Annotated in this window: 16 protein-coding genes; 3 read left to right on the forward strand and 13 right to left on the reverse strand. The window is 64.7% G+C overall.

Annotated elements, in window-relative coordinates; translation table 11 throughout:
* Positions 1-118: 118 nt before the first annotated feature.
* Together G6N67_RS12000 and G6N67_RS12005 are read right to left on the reverse strand one after the other, a co-directional pair.
* Entirely contained in the window at positions 119-1,081 is a 963-nt protein-coding gene (locus G6N67_RS12000) for a dipeptidase (RefSeq protein WP_036430523.1), read from the reverse strand.
* Positions 1,082-1,295: 214 nt separating this feature from the next.
* Positions 1,296-1,934, reverse strand: a complete 639-nt coding sequence (locus G6N67_RS12005; protein ID WP_051578572.1) for a TetR/AcrR family transcriptional regulator — start codon at positions 1,932-1,934, stop codon at positions 1,296-1,298.
* 95 nt (positions 1,935-2,029) lie between these two features.
* On the opposite strand from G6N67_RS12005, the gene G6N67_RS12010 reads away from it, so the two are divergent.
* The gene (locus tag G6N67_RS12010) at positions 2,030-3,373 is read left to right on the forward strand and encodes an NAD(P)/FAD-dependent oxidoreductase (RefSeq protein WP_051578573.1); all 1,344 of its coding nucleotides are present in this window, start codon (positions 2,030-2,032) and stop codon (positions 3,371-3,373) included.
* Between the two features lie 147 nt (positions 3,374-3,520).
* Positions 3,521-4,357 (forward strand): alpha/beta fold hydrolase, encoded by an 837-nt coding sequence (locus G6N67_RS12015; RefSeq protein ID WP_165572150.1) that lies wholly within the window; start codon positions 3,521-3,523, stop codon positions 4,355-4,357.
* A 277-nt stretch (positions 4,358-4,634) separates the two neighbouring features.
* On the opposite strand, the gene G6N67_RS12020 is transcribed toward G6N67_RS12015, so the two are convergent.
* The 11 genes from G6N67_RS12020 to dnaA all read right to left on the reverse strand — a co-directional run bounded on the left by G6N67_RS12020 (position 4,635) and on the right by dnaA (position 19,420).
* Positions 4,635-5,045: a hypothetical protein gene (locus tag G6N67_RS12020; protein ID WP_036430524.1), complete on the reverse strand. Its 411-nt coding sequence runs from the start codon at positions 5,043-5,045 to the stop codon at positions 4,635-4,637.
* Positions 5,042-7,153: a site-specific integrase gene (locus tag G6N67_RS12025; protein WP_235684121.1), complete on the reverse strand. Its 2,112-nt coding sequence runs from the start codon at positions 7,151-7,153 to the stop codon at positions 5,042-5,044. Before G6N67_RS12025 ends, G6N67_RS12020 begins: the two co-directional genes overlap by 4 nt.
* Positions 7,154-7,179: 26 nt before the next feature.
* A complete protein-coding gene (locus G6N67_RS12030; RefSeq protein ID WP_081812456.1) occupies positions 7,180-8,964 on the reverse strand; it encodes a hypothetical protein in 1,785 nt (594 codons plus the stop codon).
* The gene (locus G6N67_RS12035; protein ID WP_036430526.1) at positions 8,961-10,469 is read right to left on the reverse strand and encodes a site-specific integrase; all 1,509 of its coding nucleotides are present in this window, start codon (positions 10,467-10,469) and stop codon (positions 8,961-8,963) included. The genes G6N67_RS12030 and G6N67_RS12035 overlap by 4 nt, the downstream gene beginning before the upstream one ends.
* A gap of 39 nt (positions 10,470-10,508) precedes the next feature.
* The gene (locus G6N67_RS12040; RefSeq protein WP_131524624.1) at positions 10,509-11,135 is read right to left on the reverse strand and encodes a hypothetical protein; all 627 of its coding nucleotides are present in this window, start codon (positions 11,133-11,135) and stop codon (positions 10,509-10,511) included.
* A 92-nt stretch (positions 11,136-11,227) separates the two neighbouring features.
* On the reverse strand, positions 11,228-13,255 hold the full coding sequence (gene gyrB / locus G6N67_RS12045) for a DNA topoisomerase (ATP-hydrolyzing) subunit B (protein WP_036430528.1): 2,028 nt from the start codon (positions 13,253-13,255) through the stop codon (positions 11,228-11,230).
* A gap of 199 nt (positions 13,256-13,454) precedes the next feature.
* Positions 13,455-14,021, reverse strand: a complete 567-nt coding sequence (locus tag G6N67_RS12050) for a DUF721 family protein (RefSeq protein ID WP_036430530.1) — start codon at positions 14,019-14,021, stop codon at positions 13,455-13,457.
* Positions 14,018-15,181: a DNA replication/repair protein RecF gene (gene recF, locus G6N67_RS12055; protein ID WP_036430532.1), complete on the reverse strand. Its 1,164-nt coding sequence runs from the start codon at positions 15,179-15,181 to the stop codon at positions 14,018-14,020. Before recF ends, G6N67_RS12050 begins: the two co-directional genes overlap by 4 nt.
* Before the next feature lie 78 nt (positions 15,182-15,259).
* Positions 15,260-16,180, reverse strand: a complete 921-nt coding sequence (gene gnd / locus G6N67_RS12060) for a phosphogluconate dehydrogenase (NAD(+)-dependent, decarboxylating) (protein ID WP_268951288.1) — start codon at positions 16,178-16,180, stop codon at positions 15,260-15,262.
* Positions 16,180-17,370, reverse strand: coding sequence for a DNA polymerase III subunit beta (dnaN, locus tag G6N67_RS12065; RefSeq protein ID WP_036430537.1), 1,191 nt, complete (start codon positions 17,368-17,370; stop codon positions 16,180-16,182). The genes gnd and dnaN overlap by 1 nt, the downstream gene beginning before the upstream one ends.
* A 556-nt stretch (positions 17,371-17,926) precedes the next feature.
* On the reverse strand, positions 17,927-19,420 hold the full coding sequence (gene dnaA, locus G6N67_RS12070; RefSeq protein WP_036430540.1) for a chromosomal replication initiator protein DnaA: 1,494 nt from the start codon (positions 19,418-19,420) through the stop codon (positions 17,927-17,929).
* A gap of 526 nt (positions 19,421-19,946) precedes the next feature.
* Between dnaA and rpmH the strand changes: the two genes are divergently transcribed.
* Positions 19,947-20,090, forward strand: coding sequence for a 50S ribosomal protein L34 (rpmH, locus tag G6N67_RS12075; RefSeq protein ID WP_036434894.1), 144 nt, complete (start codon positions 19,947-19,949; stop codon positions 20,088-20,090).
* The last annotated feature ends 12 nt before the right edge of the window (positions 20,091-20,102 follow it).

A 20,102-nucleotide genomic window follows, 5' to 3' on the forward strand; every position in this document is an offset into this window, starting at 1 on the left:
GGAGCCGTTGGCATCGAGCAGACCCCTGCCGGGCGACACCATTTCAACCACCGCGGTTAGAAACTGCTCCGCGGATTCATTGGCCGCGTGTGAGGTCACGTGGTTCGGCCCACGCCGGTTATGTGTGGTTGTGCCAAGCGGATTGAGCCACGCGATGAAAGTTGCCGCCGAGCACAGCGGCGATGTCGGTGGTCGTCCATCCGTGCTGGGTGAGGTGTTCGCCGAGCCTGAGCAGTGTTTCGGGTGGCATCCATTGGATGGTTCCCCATCGCGTGTAGCTCTCATCGAACAGGTGCGGGTTGCGGGTGATTTCGTCGACGAAGTCGGCGTAGTCGAAGCAGAAGTCGGTGCTGATGCCGACGTGGTCGATGCCGACCAGGTCCACGGCGTACTCCAGGTGCTGTGTCATGGCGTCAAGGGTGGGGGTGTTGGGGCCCAGGAAGATCCCGACGCCGGTAATGCCGACAACACCACCGGTGGCCGCGCAGGCCCGGGCTTGGTCGTCGGTGATGTTGCGGGGATGCTCCCAGACCGCCCGCATGCACGAATGGCTGTAGATGACCGGGCCGGCGGAGACCTCGCACATGTCCAGGCCCGTGCGGACACTGCAGTGCGACCCGTCGGGAACGATGCCGACCGTATTCATCTGGGCCACGATCGAACGCCCCCACCCGGTCAGGCCGCCGTCGGCGGGGTCCAGGCAGCCGCTGCCGGCACGGTTGGCGTGGTTGTAGGTGGGCAGCAGCGTGCGCACGCCCATGTCGGCCAGGGTCGCTAGATTGTCGAGGTCGTCATCGAGGGGACGGGAGTCCTCGAGGTCGAACACCACCGCGACACGACCCGCACGAGTAATGGCCTCGACGTCGTCGGCGCCGCCCGCCAACTGCAGGTCCGGGTGGGCCTCGACCCCGGCGTGGTAGTGGCCCAGCAGCGCCATGGTGTCGTCGAAGCTGTGCGGCGAATACCCCGCGTTGACCGACACGAACGCGCCCCCGCGGCGCCGGTAGCGAGCCAGCGGTTCGACGTCGGCGTCGGTCCGCAACGGCAAGCAGGTGTGCTGATCCCACAGCAGTGACGTCATGGATAACGATCCTGCACCATCGCGCCCCAAGCCTGGTTGCCGCTGCGCACCGAGCACCGGCACCGTTTACCCGTGACGAGTCCGACCGATTGCGTTGCACGAGGGCATACCCGCGTCCACTGTCATGTGTAAGGCGATGCCGAGCTCCTTTCGGCGGGCGCCAGTGGCGCCGCATTTGATTGGCGCATCAGGGTACGGTGCGGCCGCTTGTCGTTTACTCAGTGCTCGTGGCCGGGCGTGCCTGGTTGAGGGTGTCGAGGTGGCGGGTGGCGAGTTCGCCGAGTCGGATGACGCCTTCGGCGATCTGGCGGGCCAGCTGGGTTGGGTCGTCGCTGATCCGGCCGTGCAGGTTGCCGGTGCGCCAGAGGGCGGCTAACCCGTGCGACAGCGACCATCCGGCCACGACGACGCCGGTGATGTCATGTTCGGGCGGTGCGGCCAGGCTGGTGCGCGCGCTGCCGTAGAGAATGGCGAAAGCCGCGTTGCGGGCCTCGATGAGGTCCGGGTCGTCGTCGCTGTAGAGGTCGGGTCGAAACATCACCTCGTAGTGCCCCGGATGGGTCAGGGCGAAGGTGACGTAGGCGATACCGCCGGTCAGGAAGCCCTCGGGCCCGGTCGCGGCCGGCCCGATGGCGGCGGCGGCCAGACGGAATCCTTCGGTGGCGACCGCGGTGAACAAACCCGACTTATCGCCGAACTGGTAGGCAAGCGCCGCGTGCGTCACCCCGGCGCGGCGCGCAATCTCGCGCATGCTCACTACGGCGGCGCCGACGCGCTCCACCTCCGCGACGGCGGCCTCGATCGCCGCTTCGCGCAGGTGACCGTGGTGATAGGACCCAGCACTGCCCGACATGAAGTGATCCTAGCCCACCATCTAACCATTGATAAGTTCCAAATCGTGAGGCAGACTATCCACTGGTAAGTTTCCTCCAGGCTGGGAACGATGTGATGCAGACCTTCGACGTGGTCATTGTCGGCGCGAGGTGCGCGGGTTCGCCCTTGGCCGTGATGCTCGCGCGTCGGGGCTTGAACGTGTGTGTGGTGGACAAAGCGCGGTTTCCCTCGGAGACGCCGTCCACCCACGTCATCCAGCCGTGCGGGGTGAGCATCCTCGAAGGCATTGGCGCGCTGGACGCGGTCTTGAGTGCTGGCGCCGTGCCGATCGATCACTTCACCCTCGTCAACGAGGACGTGCGTATCGACGCCGAGATCGATCCCGCGGTGCTCCCGCGCCCAGGGCTATGCGTGCGCAGACTGACGCTGGACGCACTACTGGTCGAGACGGCAGCAGCGGCGGGCGCCGACGTGCGGACCGGGGTGAAGGCGACCGGTGTGCTCACCGCCGGTGATCGGGTCGTCGGTGTGCAGACCGAGCAGGGACCGATCCGAGCAAGTCTGGTGATCGGCGCCGACGGCCGGCACTCCCGCGTGGCCACGGCTGTGGGGGCACGGGAGTACCTGGTGACTCCGGGGGGCCGCATACCGGCCTGGGCCTACTTCGAGGGAGTCGCCGACCGGGAGGGTCGACTGCGGCTCGCACGCCTCGGCAAGGACGCCTATCTGGCCTGCCCAACCGATTCCGGTCTGTACATGGCCTGCATCGCCACCGGTGCCGGTCTACCCGCGAACCGCGACGCGGCGTTCAGCGCCGCCATCGCCGGCTGGCCCGAACTCGCCGACCTGATCGCCGGTGCGCGACGAGTCGGCCCAATCCGAGTAATGACCAAATGGCACGGCTACTTTCGCCAGGCCGCTGGACCCGGCTGGGTCCTCATCGGCGATGGCGGGCACTTCAAGGACTTCACCCCCGCCCAGGGCATCGCCGACGCGCTGCGCCAAGCGCAGCGTCTCGCCGAGACGCTACCCAGTGACCTCGCCAACCACCAGGCCGTCGACGCGACGACCCAGCGGTGGTGGCGCTGGCGCGACCACGACGCGCATCCGATGTACTGGTTCGCCACCGACATGGGCGGGCCCGGACCGTCGACCCCGCTGATCACCCAAGTGCTACGCGACATCGCCACCGACTCTGACGCGACCCAGACGCTGCTGCAGGTCCTCAACCACGACGTCGCGCCGGCACGTCTGCTGACCCCCCGACGGCTGGCCGTCGCCGCCGCGCGGACGCTTCGCGATCACCCCGACCTATTCGGCGCGACGAGCAAGGAAATCGCGGTCGCGCTCCGCGACCAGATCCGCCGCGCACGCCTGAGCCGCAAGCCGCCGTCGGGCATGACCCGCGGCCGACACACACGGCGCGCGCAACACAAAGGCTTCGCAGCGAATACGTGAGGACGGACAGCGCCCGGCCTCGGCTGCCGTATGGTTGCGAGCGCCATAAAACCGAGGATGTATTTGCCGCGTTGACCGGAGGGTTCCTTGTTGGGCTTGGCTGACGGTGGGTTCAGGAGCGCAGCTACACGACGGCGCTATTTGGCAATGTATGACGAGTTGCGCGCATTGAGTCCGCGGCCGGATGTCGTGCACGATGTTCCAACGAAGTTCGGCACAGTTCGGGTCTATCAGCACGGGCCAGACCGCGGAGTACCCGTCGTACTGATACACGGCTTTTTCCTCACCTCGGCCATGTGGTGGGACCAAGTCGCAGACTTGACAAGCGACTTCACCGTATATGCGATGGATATGCTGGGCCAGCCCGGAGCAAGCATTCAGACGAAAACGATGTTTGCCCCCGCAGATTGCGCACGCAGCATCGACGCGGTTCTGGCGGGGCTGAAGCTGCGAGATGTGCATCTGGTCGGGCATTCCTATGGGGGTTGGCTTGCCACCCACACCGCGGCGCGGGCGCCCCATCGGCTGGCGACGCTAACACTGGTTGACCCGGCCAGCACGGTGGCTCGAACCTCTGCAAAGTTCTGGCGAAGCCTTGCGCTCATAATGTCGCGCCCGCGTTCCGCGCGAGCTGAACACGCCGCGGCGTGGATAGCGGGTCACCCCGCACCGGGCAGCTCCGTCGACATGCTCGCAGGGCTGTTTGTGGCCGGATTCGCTGCCTTCGCGCCACCCGTACGCACCGCGCCACTACGTTTCCCTAGTGATCGTCTGCTGCGTTCAGTGCGCATTCCGGTCCAAGTTCTTTTGGCGAGCAACACTGTTCACGACTCAGAGAAGGGGCTTCAGCGGATACAATCGGTAGTGCCCGGATGGCGATATCACCTTTGGCCCAACGCCTCACACGCTTTGCCGACCGAGGTCCCTGACGAGGTGAATACGTGTATCCGTCAGTTCGTGATGGAACATCGTAGCGATGCCTAGTCGTTGTAACGCTGCTCGCGAGAGTGTGGTCGCCGATGACCAGATACTTTCGCCGGCACCGCAATCAGTCGTCGCCCGCGCGGTTGCGCCGGCAGCAGCGGCCGCCACATGCGCCCCGCCCGCCTGGAGGTCGCGATCCAGCACCAACGACGTACAACACCTGCAGCACCGCGAGTAAACCGGTGGATCGCCTCCTGGCGGATTCGGCCACCGTTCTGGCAGCGAGGACGACGATGTAGCTGAGAACGAGAAGCGGTAGGTGACCTGTTCTCTACCTTCAGCGATTCCGCCCCGCGTGTTTTCGTGGCATCGGAACAATGACGTTGGCTCCGGAGGTTTCGTGCGTGAGTTCGGTGATCACCGCGGAGAGCGTTCTGTTTTTTCTTCGCAGTTGAGCATTTTCGGCAGCTAGTTCCTGGTTGTGATCACGGGCCTGTGCAAGTCGTCGTTGCAGAGCCTCGGCATTTGGAAAGACGGGTCCGCACCCGACCGATGCCTTGAACTCGTTCAGCAGGTCGCTGTGATGTTCGTAGAGTCTCTGCCGTGGTATTCCGGATTCGTCAGCCAGGGCCACGACAGTGTGGGCACCGTTGCTCCGCTCGGCTTTGTTCTCGCGGAGGCGAAGCATGGCGGCCTGGACCAGAAGTCGTTCCTCCTCGTTGCGGTTGGCTTCGCGCCCCAGGGTCATTCGTTCTCTCCGCACTGTTGTGGGATTGTCGCCGGTCGGCTGGATTCGTGTTCTGCGAGGGCCTTTCGGTGCTCGGTCAGGCGGGCGTGAATTCGTTGTCGCAGTGGTTCGGGGAGTCCGAGGGTCGAGAGGTCTTGTTGGAATGCGTTGACATGCTGGCGCAGGTTGTCCGCGTCGCGGTCGGTCCGGGCGGCGTTGACGCAGCCCAAACGGCATCGACTCCAGAAGGGTTCCGTTGAGCTGTCGGTGGGTTCCAGGCAGGCTGCGGTTTCGCGCCGGAACACGCAGGTCACGACGGCGCCGTGGTGGATCTGTAAGTCGGGGTTCGATAGCGCCTGGTTGATCTGGCCTTTGGTGGTTACCGTCAAACCCGCGAATGCGCTTGCCCTGGCGACTCGGGCCCGGTATTCATCGGCAGCCGGACCGGAGACGTGCTCGCCGCGCTCGAGTCGTTGGGAATCGTCGTGGATGATCTCAGCACGGTGGAGGAAGTCTTCGAAGGTGATGTCGTCGAGGAATCCTGCATCAGCTCCGCCGGCATAGCCTTGGATCATTTGTGTGTGCAGGTGGCCGTATTGCGTTGCGCCGGCGATCGTTCCGCCGGGCCGCCGGACGATATGCCAAGCCAGTGTGCGTCGCAAGCGCGGTACCTGGATTGCGCCGTGCGAGTCGGTGCCGATCAGCGGATGGCTGACTGCTGGAGCGACATCATGGTTGAACCATTCGATGAAGCTGGCGATGTCAGTGTTGATGGAGCCGGGTGTTCTCGTCCGGGTAGCGCCGAAGCGAAATTGGTCCTCGGAGAACAACTTGAAACCCGGAAAGAGTAGATCGCTCACCGTGATCTGCTCAAGAACGCTGACGGCATGGGCGGTTTCGTCGGTCACGACCCATGGGATCGTGGCCGGCGAGCGGTCCCTGCGCGTCCCTTCGGCCTTCAACTGGTGGCCGGACATGAGAGTCAACGCCAACTTGGAGTCCCGGCTGATGCATCCGCGTCGCAGGTTGAGCGCCTCGCCGGTACGGACACCCGACAGGTAGGCGATCACGACGAAACAGGCAGTCGTGACGTGGCGCAGCAGTTCGACGAGTTCACCCGCATCGACGGGGGTTTCACGCCAGCAATGCGGACCGATGGCGCTGAATGTAGTGGCGCGCAACATGTCCACGTCGATCGGCAACCCAGACCTGGCTAGCAGGACAGGGGTCTCTTTCATGCGTTTCAGTTCGGTGTGGTGCAGCCATCCACCCACCGCCAGACCCGCCAGGTCGACAGCGGCCGTGTCGCCCGTCCGGATACCTGGCAGTGCGGCGTCATTGCGGCCCAGTGCCGCAAGCAGGCATTCGAGTTGGGCCTTGGTGGTCTCGAACACCGACACGGTGCGAGTGCGAGCCCGACGAATGTCCGGGGCGATCTGATGGGCCAGATTGCGCATTGCGAGAAGGTTGCGTGCTGCAGGAAGTAGATCGGCGGCGACCGTGTGGCTGACCACCAACGCCGCCGAGAGCAGCGGCTCCATGACATCGGGATGAATTCGTGGTGTCGTGTTCGGTTTGCCCCAGGATGACTCGTAGTTGGCCAGGCCGCGTGCACTCGCACCGCCCCACAAAGGACCCACGGGGAGCCGGCAATACGCGGGCAGTGCATCCCGGTACAGGTGTAGACGCTTGATAGCCTGCAGCGCTGAGCGTTTGGACCCGGCGCTGACACCGCTGGTCTCGGTGACGTGGCGCAGATAGTCGTCGAGGTGTTCGGCGCTGACCCAGCCAAACGATGTGACACCTCGCTCCACCAACCACGACGTGAACCTCCGCAACGGCACCAGCTCGCCCAAGATCGTCTTGACGTGCGGATAGAGCGATCGAGCACTGTCAAGCCGGGGTGCGTCGTCAACAACGTTGAGAAGGGCGAACAAGTAGAGCTTGCAGGCATGACGAAATGGCATCGGAAATCCCTCCCAGTGCACGGCCTGTCCAGCGCTGTGTCGGTCTTCGATCGCCGCGGACAGATCCCACACCGGGTCACCGAATCGGCAGCAGATCCCGTCGATGTGAAGAGTGCGGTTGATCACGACCTCTGTTGCGGGACCGACGTGGATGCCTGCCACGACGTCGATAGCTTCAGCCGGTTCCGTCATGATGCTTCGAGGTTTCCTGTCAGCAGAAGGTTGACCGTCCGGTGATCGCTGTCGGTGATCTCGGCGCGCGCGGCGCTCAGCTGGGCCTGCTCGAACTCGGCGAAGATGGCGTCCAGTTGCGCGAGAGGGCCCGCGTGCTCGGCGATCCACTGCCCGATGGGCATCTCTTGGCGCAGGCCACGAAGCCGGTCGGCCACGACCAATTGAACGGGTAGGTGGCGCGGGAAGGCGCGAGCGTTGCTGCAGTCAAGGCATGCCATGAACGACTGGCGGCACCGTTGACCGTCGATCGGCGAGTGCTCGAAATCAGCGCACGTACCCAACACGGCGTCCTGACCGGACCCGATGTCGTCGGTTTCCGGCTGCACCGTCATCGAGCGTCGGGCCAGTGCTCGTGCGACCTGCTCATCGAGAGCTTCAGCCACGATCTGGAATCCCTCGTTCCTGATAGGGTCCATGCGACTCAGATAGCGAGCCAACGTGGCCGGGCTGTGGGATGTGGGTTTTCGGACCTGTTCCAGGTAGGTCTTGCGCAGCCGATCCATGCTGATCCCGAGGAGCAAGCCATCCTGGTCGGGATCACCGTTGAGCCATGGTGCCATCCACCGCCGTCGAGCGTTCACTCCGGACGCTGTGCTGCTGATTCCGTATCCGAAGGGTTTCTGTTCGACGTAGTCGGGCTGGCCGCTGTAGTAGATGAAAGCGCGCTGGGACCCGGTCAGCGCGCGGGCCGGTTCGGTCAGTTCCAGCAGCAACATGAAGGCCCCGTACGCGGTTGTCAGCGATGTGTTGGCCACTGCTGCGCGCCGATTCTCCCCGCCAAGCGGAAGCAGTTCGGGGCGCAGCGCGGTCACCGGCACCGTCATGACCGACTGTTTCCCACGACGGGGCTTGTTGGTGTTGACGAACACGATGCCGGGTTCATCGGGGCTGCTGGCGTGTCGGTGTGGGGCCGGCAGCGAGTCCAGCGTCGACAGGTTCAGGCCGGTCAGTCCGGCGAGGAGAACACCAAATGCCCATACCTCGCCCGGGCTGAGATGCAGGAACGACTGAAGATGGTATCCACCGGCTGCGGCGGCTACCCGCCGCGTCACGTAAGCCCTTGCACCCGAAACAGTACGAGGGAAGTCTCCCTCACGGGCGCAGTGATCGAGCACTTCGGCCAGACTACGACCGGGGTCTGCGCGGGGGAGGTGATCGAACCGTCCCGCACGATAGTGGTCGACCATCTGCCAATGAGTCTGCAATCGGGCACGTGCCCGTCGAACCATTCCCCGTGCGACGACTGTGATGCGGCGCATCTCCTCGGTGGAATAGGGCTGGCGCGCCGTGTTCGTCTTCGGGTGACGCACGCGCGTAAACGCCTGGCGTGCGTCGTCGGAAACGACAGGACTAGAACGCAGCAGCGTCTTCAGGCTATGCAACGGGCCAGGACCGCTGGGTACCCGACACGATAGGGCGAGGAGCCGGGCATCCGCGGCGGACAACTCAGCCAGTCCCTGCATTTCTGGCCGGTTTTCGGCGAGCCAGCAGCAGGCATGCCGGGCAGACTGCCACAGCGCGCCAGCACCCCTCAACCGCTTGGATACGCCCAGGACACCGGTGACATCCTCGAACGCGATCGAGAAATCGCGGCGGATTCCGTCAGCACCCGGCAGTGAACCGAAGTCGAAGTCCTTCGACTGCGTGCCATCCTCGCTAACGAACGTGACGATCAGCCCGCGTCGCCGCAAAACCGGTCGCCAGGCCGGACCCGGCTGCGCCGCACGGTGACCCGTCACATTGGCACTGTCAGTACACGAGGCTCGCCCACGCCGACCGTTGCGACGAGACGTTCCAGGGATTGCCGATCGTCGGTATCCATCAGCGCGATGAGCTCCTCCACCTGCAACGCTTGAAACGGCTCCAGATAGACGCTGCGTGTCACCTCGGCACTGCGATGTCCGAGAAGTGTCGCCAGCAGAAACCAGACATCGCCAAGCTGATTGCGGAAGTCGCGCTGCTCCTGCTTCGTCAACGTATCGGTACGGCGCCACGCGACGAATGTGGCGATGCAAAACCACCGCAGCGCAAAGGAATGCCTCAGCATGTGGGGACGGCACCACAACGACGTACCCCCTGATGGTGCAAGCACTTTCGCGACCCTGGTGTTCGCGCGGTCGAATGTCTTGTACCAGGAATGTTTGGGGCGAGGTGTCCCGTCGTGATTCAGCCACAGCCACATCGGTTCCAGGCCATCGCGTCCCCGGCGGAACAACATCATTCGTGTCGAGGGCCCGAGTGCTTCCAGCCGAACCGTACGATGCGATCCCGTCGCATCAATGACCTCCAGCTGCCCACCCCGGCGAACATGTTCAACGATCCAACGATCCGCAACCTGCTCATAGCGACCAGCACGTTGCGCACGCGCTACAGCAGCAGTGCGACTACCTTCCCGCAGATAGAAGTGGACTTGTTGGGCGACGCGGCGCCGCATCCAGAACGCTCGCCCGCTACCGCCCTTCGCGCAACGAGATGCGACGCGCGAACGCAGGAGCCCCTCAGAGCCCGGCTCGGGCACCTCGATGGTCAACATGCTGGCCCACTCGCCGATTCGTAAACCCGTCCCGAACAACCCCTCCACGAAGGCGACGTCTCGATCCTCAGTCGCTCCCCGCCAATCGTCTCGCGGCACGCCCTCCATCGTGAAACCGCGCAACCCCAGGTTCCGCCACAACCGAAATGCCTGTGGGGTAAGCCATTTCACGTCGGCCCTGCGCATCCCCGACGGAGTGCTCTCCAACGCGACGTGGCCCCCGCCCATCCAAGATGTGGCAATCGCACGGGCTCGGACGGGGTTGTCGATTCCGTGCTGCTCAGCCGCCCACGAGTAGAAAGTACGGATCGCCGCGCGATCAACACAGAAACTGTTGGGACTCACGTGCTGAGGATTCTCCTCAGCCGACAAACGCCACTCCTTGAACGCAGCCAACTCCGATCGCGACGCCTGATCCCAGCGAACGCCCATCGCGTGCAGAAAATCCAGCCACACCTTCAACGACAAGGCGTAACGACGCAACGTCCCCGTTGCTCGTCCCCGCACCAGCGGATCACGCCAATAGGCGTTCACCAAAGCATCGGCCCGGCCCCACGGATCAAGAAAGAACGGAGTGCCATCACACGCACCGTTTCGCTTAGCCCAGGCCTCGACATCACCCAACCCTGAGACCACGTCGTCCACCGGTACGAACCGCTGGCGGAAATCATAGAAGTACAGGGTCCAACCATCAGCCGAAGCGTCAGTCATCCCCAGACCCCTCCTACCTCACGACCACTGCCCCCATCATCACTGACGCAGTTCCCGAAGCGGCTTCGACACGCCTGTCGGGCAGAGAACGGGCGACTGGATCCGCCCCGGGCATTCCACCGTGACCGATTTCTTCACGATCTCGTTGAACGCTGCCGACAGATCCTGCCTGCTTCGGGCCAGGGTGTAGGTAGCGGTGACCGGGCCACCGGGATCGGAGTTCTTTTCACACGTCATGGCGGCGACGGCGAAGCTCGGCGCCGGTGTCGGTTTACAGCTGCCGGCCGGGTAACCCGCGGGAATCAGTTCCGACAACCGAGCCTGCGCCTCCTTGACGGCTGGATCCTGTACCGCCGGGCTGGCTTCCGAAGACGTTGAGCCAGAAGCGGATTCAGCTCCCCGGTCCGACGGGACCAACCAGACCACCAGTGCGATGACCACGATCAACGCGATCGCGGCCAGTGCCGCGAGCACCCACTTGGGGTCCGGTTTCCGACGTTGGGGCTGAGGCCGGGCGGTCGGGCGACGGATGTCGTCGAGTTCGAAGAGCTGGTCCCAGCTCGGAGCGGGAGGTGGCGGCGAGATACTCGGCTCACCGAATCGTGGCTCGTTATCCCCGGATTCCGGCGGTGGCGGCCACGAGCCGGGTGGCGGGGGTACGGTCACGTCGAGACCTCCGTCGGACGGCTCAGGGCGTACTTGGCGTGGCGGGTCCGGCCGACATGAGCCGGCCGAACCCTCACAGTCTACGCAAACCGCTAAACATCCAAGAAGCGAACGTCTTTCGCGTTGCGGGTGATGAAGCTGCGGCGCGCCTCGACGTCTTCGCCCATCAGGATCGAGAAGAGTTCGTCGGCCGCGGCGGCGTCGTCGAGGGTCACCATACGCAACACCCGCACGGTGGGATCCATCGTGGTCTCCCACAGCTCCTTGGCGTCCATCTCACCCAGACCCTTGTACCGCTGGATGCCGTCATCGACATTGATCCGCTTACCGGCGGCCTTACCCGCCTCCAGCAACGCATCCCGCTCCCGGTCGGAATAGGCGAACTCCGGCTCCTGACGCTGCCACTTGAGCTTGTACAACGGCGGCTGCGCCAAAAACACGTGACCGTTCTCGATCAACGGCTTCATGAACCGGAACAACAACGTCAACAGCAGCGTCGAGATGTGCTGACCGTCCACGTCGGCGTCGGCCATCAACACGATCTTGTGATACCGCAGCTTGTCGATGTCGAACTCGTCGTGAATACCGGTGCCCAGCGCCGTGATGATCGCCTGGACTTCGGTGTTCTTCAAAACCCGATCGATGCGGGCCTTTTCGACGTTGATGATCTTGCCGCGCAACGGCAGGATCGCCTGAAACATCGAATCCCGGCCGCTCTTGGCCGAGCCACCCGCCGAATCACCCTCCACCACATACAGTTCGGACTTACGCGGATCCGTCGACCGGCAATCGGCCAACTTGCCCGGCAACCCACCGATGTCGGTCGCGCTCTTACGCCGCACCAACTCCCGGGCCTTACGCGCCGCGATACGCGCCTGAGCGGAGGAAACCGCCTTGTTCACAACGGTTTTGGCCTCAGCGGGGTTGGCCTCGAACCAGTGTGTCAGCTGCTCGTTGCAGATCTTCTGCACGAACGACTTGACTTCGGTGTTACCGAGTTTGGTTTTGGTCTGCCCCTCGAACTGTGGTTGTGACACCTTCACCGAGATCACGGCCGCCAGACCTTCGCGGATGTCGTCGCCGGTGAGGTTGGGATCCTTGTCCTTGAGGAGCTTCTTCTCCTTGGCATACCGGTTCACCACGCTCGTGAGCGCCGACCGGAACCCCTCCTCGTGGGTACCGCCCTCATGGGTGTTGATGGTGTTGGCGAACGTGTGCACCGACTCCGAGTAACCGGCATTCCACTGCATCGCGATCTCGACCTCGTGACCGGGGCCTTTACCGTCGAAATCGATCACGCTCGGCTGAATCGGGCTCTTGGTGCGGTTGATGTGCTTGACGAAGTCGACCAGACCGCCCGGGTAATGGAACGTCCGGTGCTTGACCTTGTGCGGTCCGGCGGCCTCGGCAGCCTTCTCGTCGGCGGTCTTGGGTGCCTCGGCGGTGTCCCGGACGACCTCGTCGACGACGTCTTCGGCGGCAACCCGCTCGTCGGTGAGTTCGATGGTCAGCCCCTTGTTGAGGAACGCCATCTCCTGCAACCGGCGGGCAATGGTCTCGAAGTCGTAGTCGGTGGTCTCGAAGATGTCCGGGTCGGCCCAGAACCGGATGGTGGTACCGGTCTCCTTGGTCTTGTCGCCCTGCTTGAGGGTTCCCGGCACCGACCGGTCATACGTTTGGAACCACTCGTAGCCGTCCGTACGAATATCGGCCTCAAGCCTGGTGGACAGGGCGTTGACGACCGAGACGCCCACGCCGTGCAGACCGCCCGAGACCTGGTAGGCACCTTCTTCGAACTTTCCGCCCGCGTGCAGCACGGTCATGACGACGTCGACTGTGGGAATGCCGGTGGCGTGCATGGCCACCGGGATGCCACGCCCGTCGTCGGTGACCTGAACGCCGCCGTCCTCGAGAATGCGGACGTCGACCTTGGTGGCGAAGCCGGCCATGGCCTCGTCGACGGCGTTGTCCACAACCTCCCAGATCAGGTGGTGCAGACCGCGCTCACCGGTGGAACCGATGTACATGCCGGGGCGTTTCCGGACGGCTTCCAGACCTTCGAGAACCTTGATCGAATCGGCACCGTATTCCTGGGGCGCATTGTTCTTCTGGGCAGCCACGTTGGACGCGTCTCCTTGGGGTTCGCGGGAGGCGGTCGACGTACCGCCCTGAGATCCGTCAGCCAGTCTACCGCCATATACCGGTAGGACCGATGCTGCGGCGGCGTTTCTGCCCATCTGTCAGCGCCGTGCACGGAATTTCTCGGCCGTCGGTGCGTGAGGACGCTTCAGCGGCGAATTCGTCACCGCATCGGCGCGACTAGCCGTATGTGTCGCGCGGGCCTCGGCCCGGGATGTGCCGCGGTCCCTTCCGCCACGACGGGCCTACCGGACCGATGATTTTCAGCGACGTGACGACACCATCGCCCACAGCCGCGGCGATCTTGGCGAGCAACTGCGCCTGCACCATCCGCAGCTGGGTGGCCCACGCTGTCGACTCGGCCGACACTGTGAGTATGCCGTCGGTCAACCCGGTCGGGGTGGCGTGCTCGGCGATCTGGTCACCCACCACGGCGCGCCAGCGACCGAACACCGAGCCTTCCGCGACCCGGTCCGACCAGCCTCGCAATCTTGCGAGATCCTGCGTGGCCGCGCCGAACAACTGTGGATCCCGGCGGTCCGGGCCAGGCCCCGACCAGCTCCTGCGGCGTCCTGTCGGCGCGGCCTTGCGGATCGGCGCGCGTCGGCCCCGTCCCACATCCTTACCTTGACTACGGGCCGCGCCCCGGGCCTCCTCGAGCGTCCGGCGGACCAGATCCATGCCGCGCAGCCCGGCCAGATGCTCGGGCAGCGGCGGAATCCCTTCGCCGCTCGGGTCGTCCGTCATGACGACGCCTCCGGCACCACCGAGACCCGCCCCTGGTCCTCGTCGACCATCCGAACTTCGATCCGCCGGGCATCCCAGTCCGCCGGAATGTCATCACCCACCGCCGCCGTCACCAACACCTGCTCGGCCGCGCCGGCCACCGTCGCCAGCGACCGGCGCCGCGAGGTGTCCAACTCGGCGAAGACATCGTCGAGCAGAAGCACCGGGTCGGTGCCTTCTGACCGCAACAACTCGTAGGCGCCGAGCCGCAGCGACAGTGCCATGGACCACGACTCACCGTGGCTGGCAAAACCTTTCGCAGGCTGGTCACCCAATCGCAGCTCGAGGTCGTCACGGTGTGGACCCACCAGGCACACGCCGCGCTCGAGTTCGGCGTCCCGGCGCCGGGCCAACGCATCAAGCAGTGCTGCTTCGTAGAACTCGACGCTCTGCGCCCCGGGGGCCTGCTCGATGGCCTCGACGGCGCTGCGATACCGGATGGCAGCAGGACGCGACGCCGGCGCGAGAAGCTGGTAGGCCTTTTCCACCTCGGGGTGCAGTTGCTCGACCAGATTGACGCGGGCCGCGATCAACGCCGCGCCGTGTGCCGCGAGGTGACCGTCCCACACGTCGAGCGTGTCCAGCACGCTGCGGTCACCGCGATAGCGTGCTCCCGCAGCGGTTTTCAGCAGCGCTGTGCGTTGCCGCACGACCTTGTCGTAGTCGGCGCGGACACCCGCGATCGCCGGGCGACGGGTGGTCGCCAGCTCGTCGAGATACCGCCTCCGGTCACCCGGATCCCCGCGGACCAGGGCAAGGTCCTCCGGGCTGAACAACACCGCACGCAGCACCCCGAGGATCTCCCTGGCGCTGCGCACCGGCGACCGGTTCAACCGCGCCTTGTTCGCCCGCCCGCTGGTCACCTCCAGGTCGACGGCGAGTTCACGACCGTCGTTCACCACGATCGTGGACACGATCGCACGTTCGGCCCCGGCCCGGATCAACGGCGCGTCCGACGCCACCCGATGTGATCCCAACGTCGCCGAATACCACAGGGCTTCAACGAGATTGGTCTTACCGAAGCCGTTGGGACCGACGAATACGGTGCGCCCGGGCTCGAGGTCGAGCTCGACATGCGCCCAGGATCGGAAGTCCGTCAGGCCCAAATGACGGACATGCACCGTACTCCTCCTCGTGTCCGACGGTTCGTGTGCTCCTCGAGACCGCGGTACCTATTGTGCTCCGCGTCCCCGACGAAGCTAACCGGACTCGCTGATGCGCTGGACTGCGTGACCGCCGAACTGGTTGCGCAACGCCGACACGGCTTTCATGGTGGGCGAGTCCTCCTGCCTCGACGCGAACCGCGCGAACAGCGACGCCGCAATCACAGGCATGGGCACGCGGTGGTTGATCGCCTCTTCGACCGTCCACCGGCCTTCACCGGAATCCTCTGTGTAACCGGTGATCTCGTCGAATCCCGGATCTTCCTTGAGGGCCTTGGCCAGCAACTGCTGCAGCCATGACCGCACCACCGTGCCGTTGGTCCAGGCCTGGATGACCGCCTGGACATCGGTGATCAGGGGCTCGGCGGCCAACAGCTCGTAGCCCTCGGCATAGGCGGTCATCAGGCCGTACTCGATGCCGTTGTGCACCATCTTGGCGTAGTGACCGGCACCGACCGGGCCGGCGTGGACGAATCCGTCGGACAGCTCACCGGGTGGGCGCAGCGTGTCGAAGATCGGCATGGCTCGAGCAACGTCGGCATCGCTGCCGCCCACCATCAGCCCGTAGCCTTCGGTCAAGCCCCAGACACCGCCGGACACGCCCGCGTCGATGTAGGAAATTCCTTTGTCGCCCAACAACTTTGCGTGCGGCCCGTCCTCGGTGTAGCGCGAGTTGCCGCCGTCGATCACCAAGTCACCGGGGCTGAGCACCTCGGACAGCGTCACGATGGTGTCATGCGTGATGGAACCCGACGGCACCATCACCCACACCACCCGCGGGGCCTCGAGCGCAGCCGCGAGATCCGCCAGGCTCGCCACATCGCTCACCTCGGGGCGCGGGTCGTAACCGACGACTTCGTGGCCACCCCCCCGGAGCCGCTCGCGCATGTTGAAGCCCATCTTGCCCAGGCCGACCAACCCCAGTTGCATGTGCGCCCCTTCTCTCGCCGAGCCGATCAGCCTGGTAGGCGCACCGGCATTAACAGGTAGACGTAATCCGTTTGTGCCGCGGGGAACGGCCCCGCACCGGCACTGCCATCATCTTCACCCGCGGGCCGCAACACCGCGGGACGACTGGGTGTCGTGAAGCCGAATGTCACACGTTCGGAGTGCAAAGATCCCAGACCGTCCGTCAGGTACGTCGGGTTGAACGCGATGGTCAGCGGTTCCCCGGCAAAGACCACCGGCAGATCTTCCTCGGCCCGGCCGACGTCGTCGGCGCCCGCCGAGAGCCGCAGCACGTCGTCGCTGAACTCCATGCGGATCTGCGCGCCTCGGTCGGCGACGAGGGCCACACGCTTGATGGCCTCGGTCAGTTCGGCGACCCCGATGGTGGCGACCGCCGTGTGCTCGTTGGGCAGGAGCTGACGGAACTTCGGGAATTCGGCGTCGAGCAGTCGCGTGGTGCTGCGCTTGCCGTCACTGCGAATGCCGAGCAGCCCGTCCTTGCCGACCGACTGCCCCGCACCCAGCGACAGATGCACCTCGGTGCCGTCGGTGCCGGCCTTGGCCGCCTCGGCGAGAGTCTTCGCGGGCACCAGCACCGCGGCCTCGACATCCTGGGCACTGGTGGCCCAGGTCAGTTCACGCACCGCGAGGCGGAACCGGTCCGTCGCCGCCAAAACCACTGATTCGCCGGAGATCTCGACCCGGATGCCGGTCAGCATGGGCAGCGTGTCGTCACGGCCGGCAGCCACGGCCACCTGCCCGATGGCCTCGGCGAACAGATCGGACGCCACCACGCCGGTCTCCTCGGGCAGCGCGGGCAGCGCCGGGTAGTCCTCGACCGCGAGTGTCGGCAGGGAGAAGCGCGCACTACCGCAGGTCAGCGACACCCGGCTGCCCTCGACGCTCACCTCGACGGGCTTGGCCGGCAGCGCCTTGGTGATGTCGGAGAGGAGTCGGCCGGAGACCAAAATGCTTCCGGGAGAAGCGATCTCAGCGCTGACCTGAACTTCGGCCGACACTTCGTAGTCGAACCCGGAGATGGTCAGGCCAGAGTCCGTGCCGGTCAGCAGGACGCCGGCCAGCACCGGGATCGTGGGTCGGGTCGGCAGGTTACGGGCCACCCATGCCACTGCGTCGGCGAAGTCTTCGCGCACCACGCGAAACTTCAAGTCGCTCAGCCCAGCCGTCGTCGTCGCCACGTCTTATGTGCCCCTTCGATGATCCCCACAACAAGCTCTAGCCAGCGATTATCCGCGTGCGTCACGACAGCCGAAGGTTACGGGACGCAGCGCCGGGAAGCGCCGTCGAAGAACCACCGTAGAGCTTTCCGCATGAACTTGAAAGCTAATCGATCGGGGTGAGCTCGTGTGCGTCGGGCGCCGACAGGCCCGATGCGGACGAGCTGTCCCCAACAGGCTTCTTCTGAAAAGAATCTCTGGGAGATATTCAAGTAACAGTATTAGGTGCTGTGGATTCTGGGGATGAACCGGGATTTGCGCAGGACTGTCGGTGTGTCGCGATGTGCATGGTGTGTGGAGATCAGTAAAACAGTGTGATTCGGGGTGTGGACAGCTGCGGTGGTGTGGATGGCGGCGGCAGTTGTCCTGTGGTTTGCCCTCAAGTTGTGCACAGCGGTATCCACAGCGGTGAGCTGTGACTTCTGTAGCCCGAAGTGACAGAAGTTTTTCGCAGATTTTTCGCCGGACGGCCGACGGACACCGCGCCGTAACACGGGTGTGAGGGTGCGTGGAACGCTCAGCGCTTGGCGCGCTGGCGGATCCGCGTCGTGAGTTCCTTGACGTGGTCGAAGACTTCACGCCGCTCCGCCATCTCGCCCCGGATCTTCTTCTCGGCATACATGACCGTGGTGTGATCGCGGCCGAACGCCTGACCGATCTTCGGGAGCGAGAGATCGGTCAGCTCGCGGCACAGGTACATCGCGATCTGACGGGACTGGGCCAGGGCCCTGGTCTTGCCGGGGCCCCGCAACTCCTCGACCGTGGTCTCGAAGTACTCGGCGGTGGCGGCCATGATGGCCGCGGTGCTGATCTGCATCGTGGTGGCGTCGGCGATGAGATCGCGCAGCACCACCTCCGCCAACGATTTGTCGATGCGCGTCTTGTTGAGCGATGCGAATGCGGTGACGCGGATCAGCGCGCCCTCGAGCTCGCGGATGTTGCGCTCGATGCTGCTGGCGATGAGCTCGAGCACGTCGTCCGGCACGTCGAGCCGGTCCATCTGGGCCTTCTTGCGCAGAATCGCGATGCGTGTCTCCAGCTCGGGGGGCTGCACGTCGGTGATCAGGCCCCATTCGAACCGCGTCCGCAGCCGGTCCTCGAGCGTTGCGAGCTGTTTGGGCGGCCGGTCGGACGAGATGACGATCTGCTTGTTGGCATTGTGCAGCGTGTTGAAGGTGTGGAAGAACTCTTCCTGGATACCTTCCTTGCCTTCGATGAACTGGATGTCGTCGACCAGCAGGATGTCGATGTCGCGGTAACTGCGCTTGAACGAGGCCTTGCGGTCGTCGCGCAGCGAGTTGATGAAGTCGTTGGTGAATTCCTCGGTGGAGACGTATTTCACGCGCATGCCGGGGAAGAGACGTTGGGCATAGTTGCCCGCGGCGTGCAACAGGTGGGTCTTCCCGAGGCCGGACTCACCCCAGATGAACAACGGGTTGTAGGCCCGGGCGGGTGCCTCGGCGATCGCCAGCGTCGCGGCGTGCGCGAACCGGTTGGACGCACCTATGACGAACGTGTCGAACGTGTAGCGCCGGTTCAGGTTGACCGCGTTGGCGTCACTGGCCGACGTGTCCTGCGCCGGGCTGCTGAAGTACGTGGGCCAGCTTTCCTCGGCGTTGTTCTGCGCGTCGCGGTCGTCGTCGACTTCATCGGCGTGGTCGGGAACCACGGCGTCGAAGAGGGTTTCCGGTTCGGGTTCGGCAGGCGGATCCTCGATGCGGACCCCGAGCTGAACCCGCTGGCCGAGTCGACGGCTCAGCGCGGCGATGATCGGCTCGCGCAGATGACGTTCGATCTCGTTCTGCACGAAGGGGGTCGGGACCGACAGCAGAGCAAAGCCCTCGGTGATCACGAGAGGTTTGACGAGCTTGAGCCAGGCCCTTTGCTGAGGAGTCAGCGTGGGCACCGTGGGGTCGGCGTGGCCGGCACCCGGGATGTCGGTGTCGCCGTTGAGCTCGGCGACGACCGTGTTCCAGACCGCGACGAACGGTGGATCGGGGTCAGCGGTCAATGACGGTTACCCCCTCTGAGGTCCTGGACGTCTGCATCCAGGGACGACCAAAAGAACGATGACGAACTGTCCACATATTTATCCACAGCTTGTGGAGAAAGGACAGTCGCCGTCGTTCTGTTGTGTGGAGCGAGTGCGTCGTGGCCGGGGTTCGTCACATGGGTGGGTGGGTCAAGCTCCCGGGTCGAACGACGATCGCGATTCGTTGTTCGGGTCCGATCCGGCGCGGAACGGCATTGCCAGAAGCTAACAGTTTTCAGTCGAAGTGCCAACAGTTCCGCAACATTGGACATCCGTGCAGGAGGTGCGCAAGTGCGAGGTTTGACCCAGCGAAATCTCGTCAGTACCCTCGAGCAGTCGCCCGCACGTGGCGATACGGCTGCGCCCGGGTCCGCCCGGAGACCGCGCTGGTTAGTAAAGCACGACGGACGAGCTTAACCGAGCTTAAAAGCGGCTACCGCGTCCCACTCTGCACCGAACGGTGGGGGTGAGGCGCGGGTGCCATATGGAACAAGGAGAGATTGCCGTGGCCAAGGGCAAGCGGACCTACCAGCCCAACAACCGGCGCCGTGCGCGGGTGCATGGGTTCCGGCTGCGCATGCGGACCCGTGCGGGTCGCGCCATCGTCTCCAACCGGCGTAGCAAGGGCCGTCGCGCGCTCACTGCGTGATTCGACGCAGGA

The organism is Mycolicibacterium mageritense, assembly GCF_010727475.1.
In the GTDB taxonomy this organism is placed as follows: domain Bacteria; phylum Actinomycetota; class Actinomycetes; order Mycobacteriales; family Mycobacteriaceae; genus Mycobacterium; species Mycobacterium mageritense.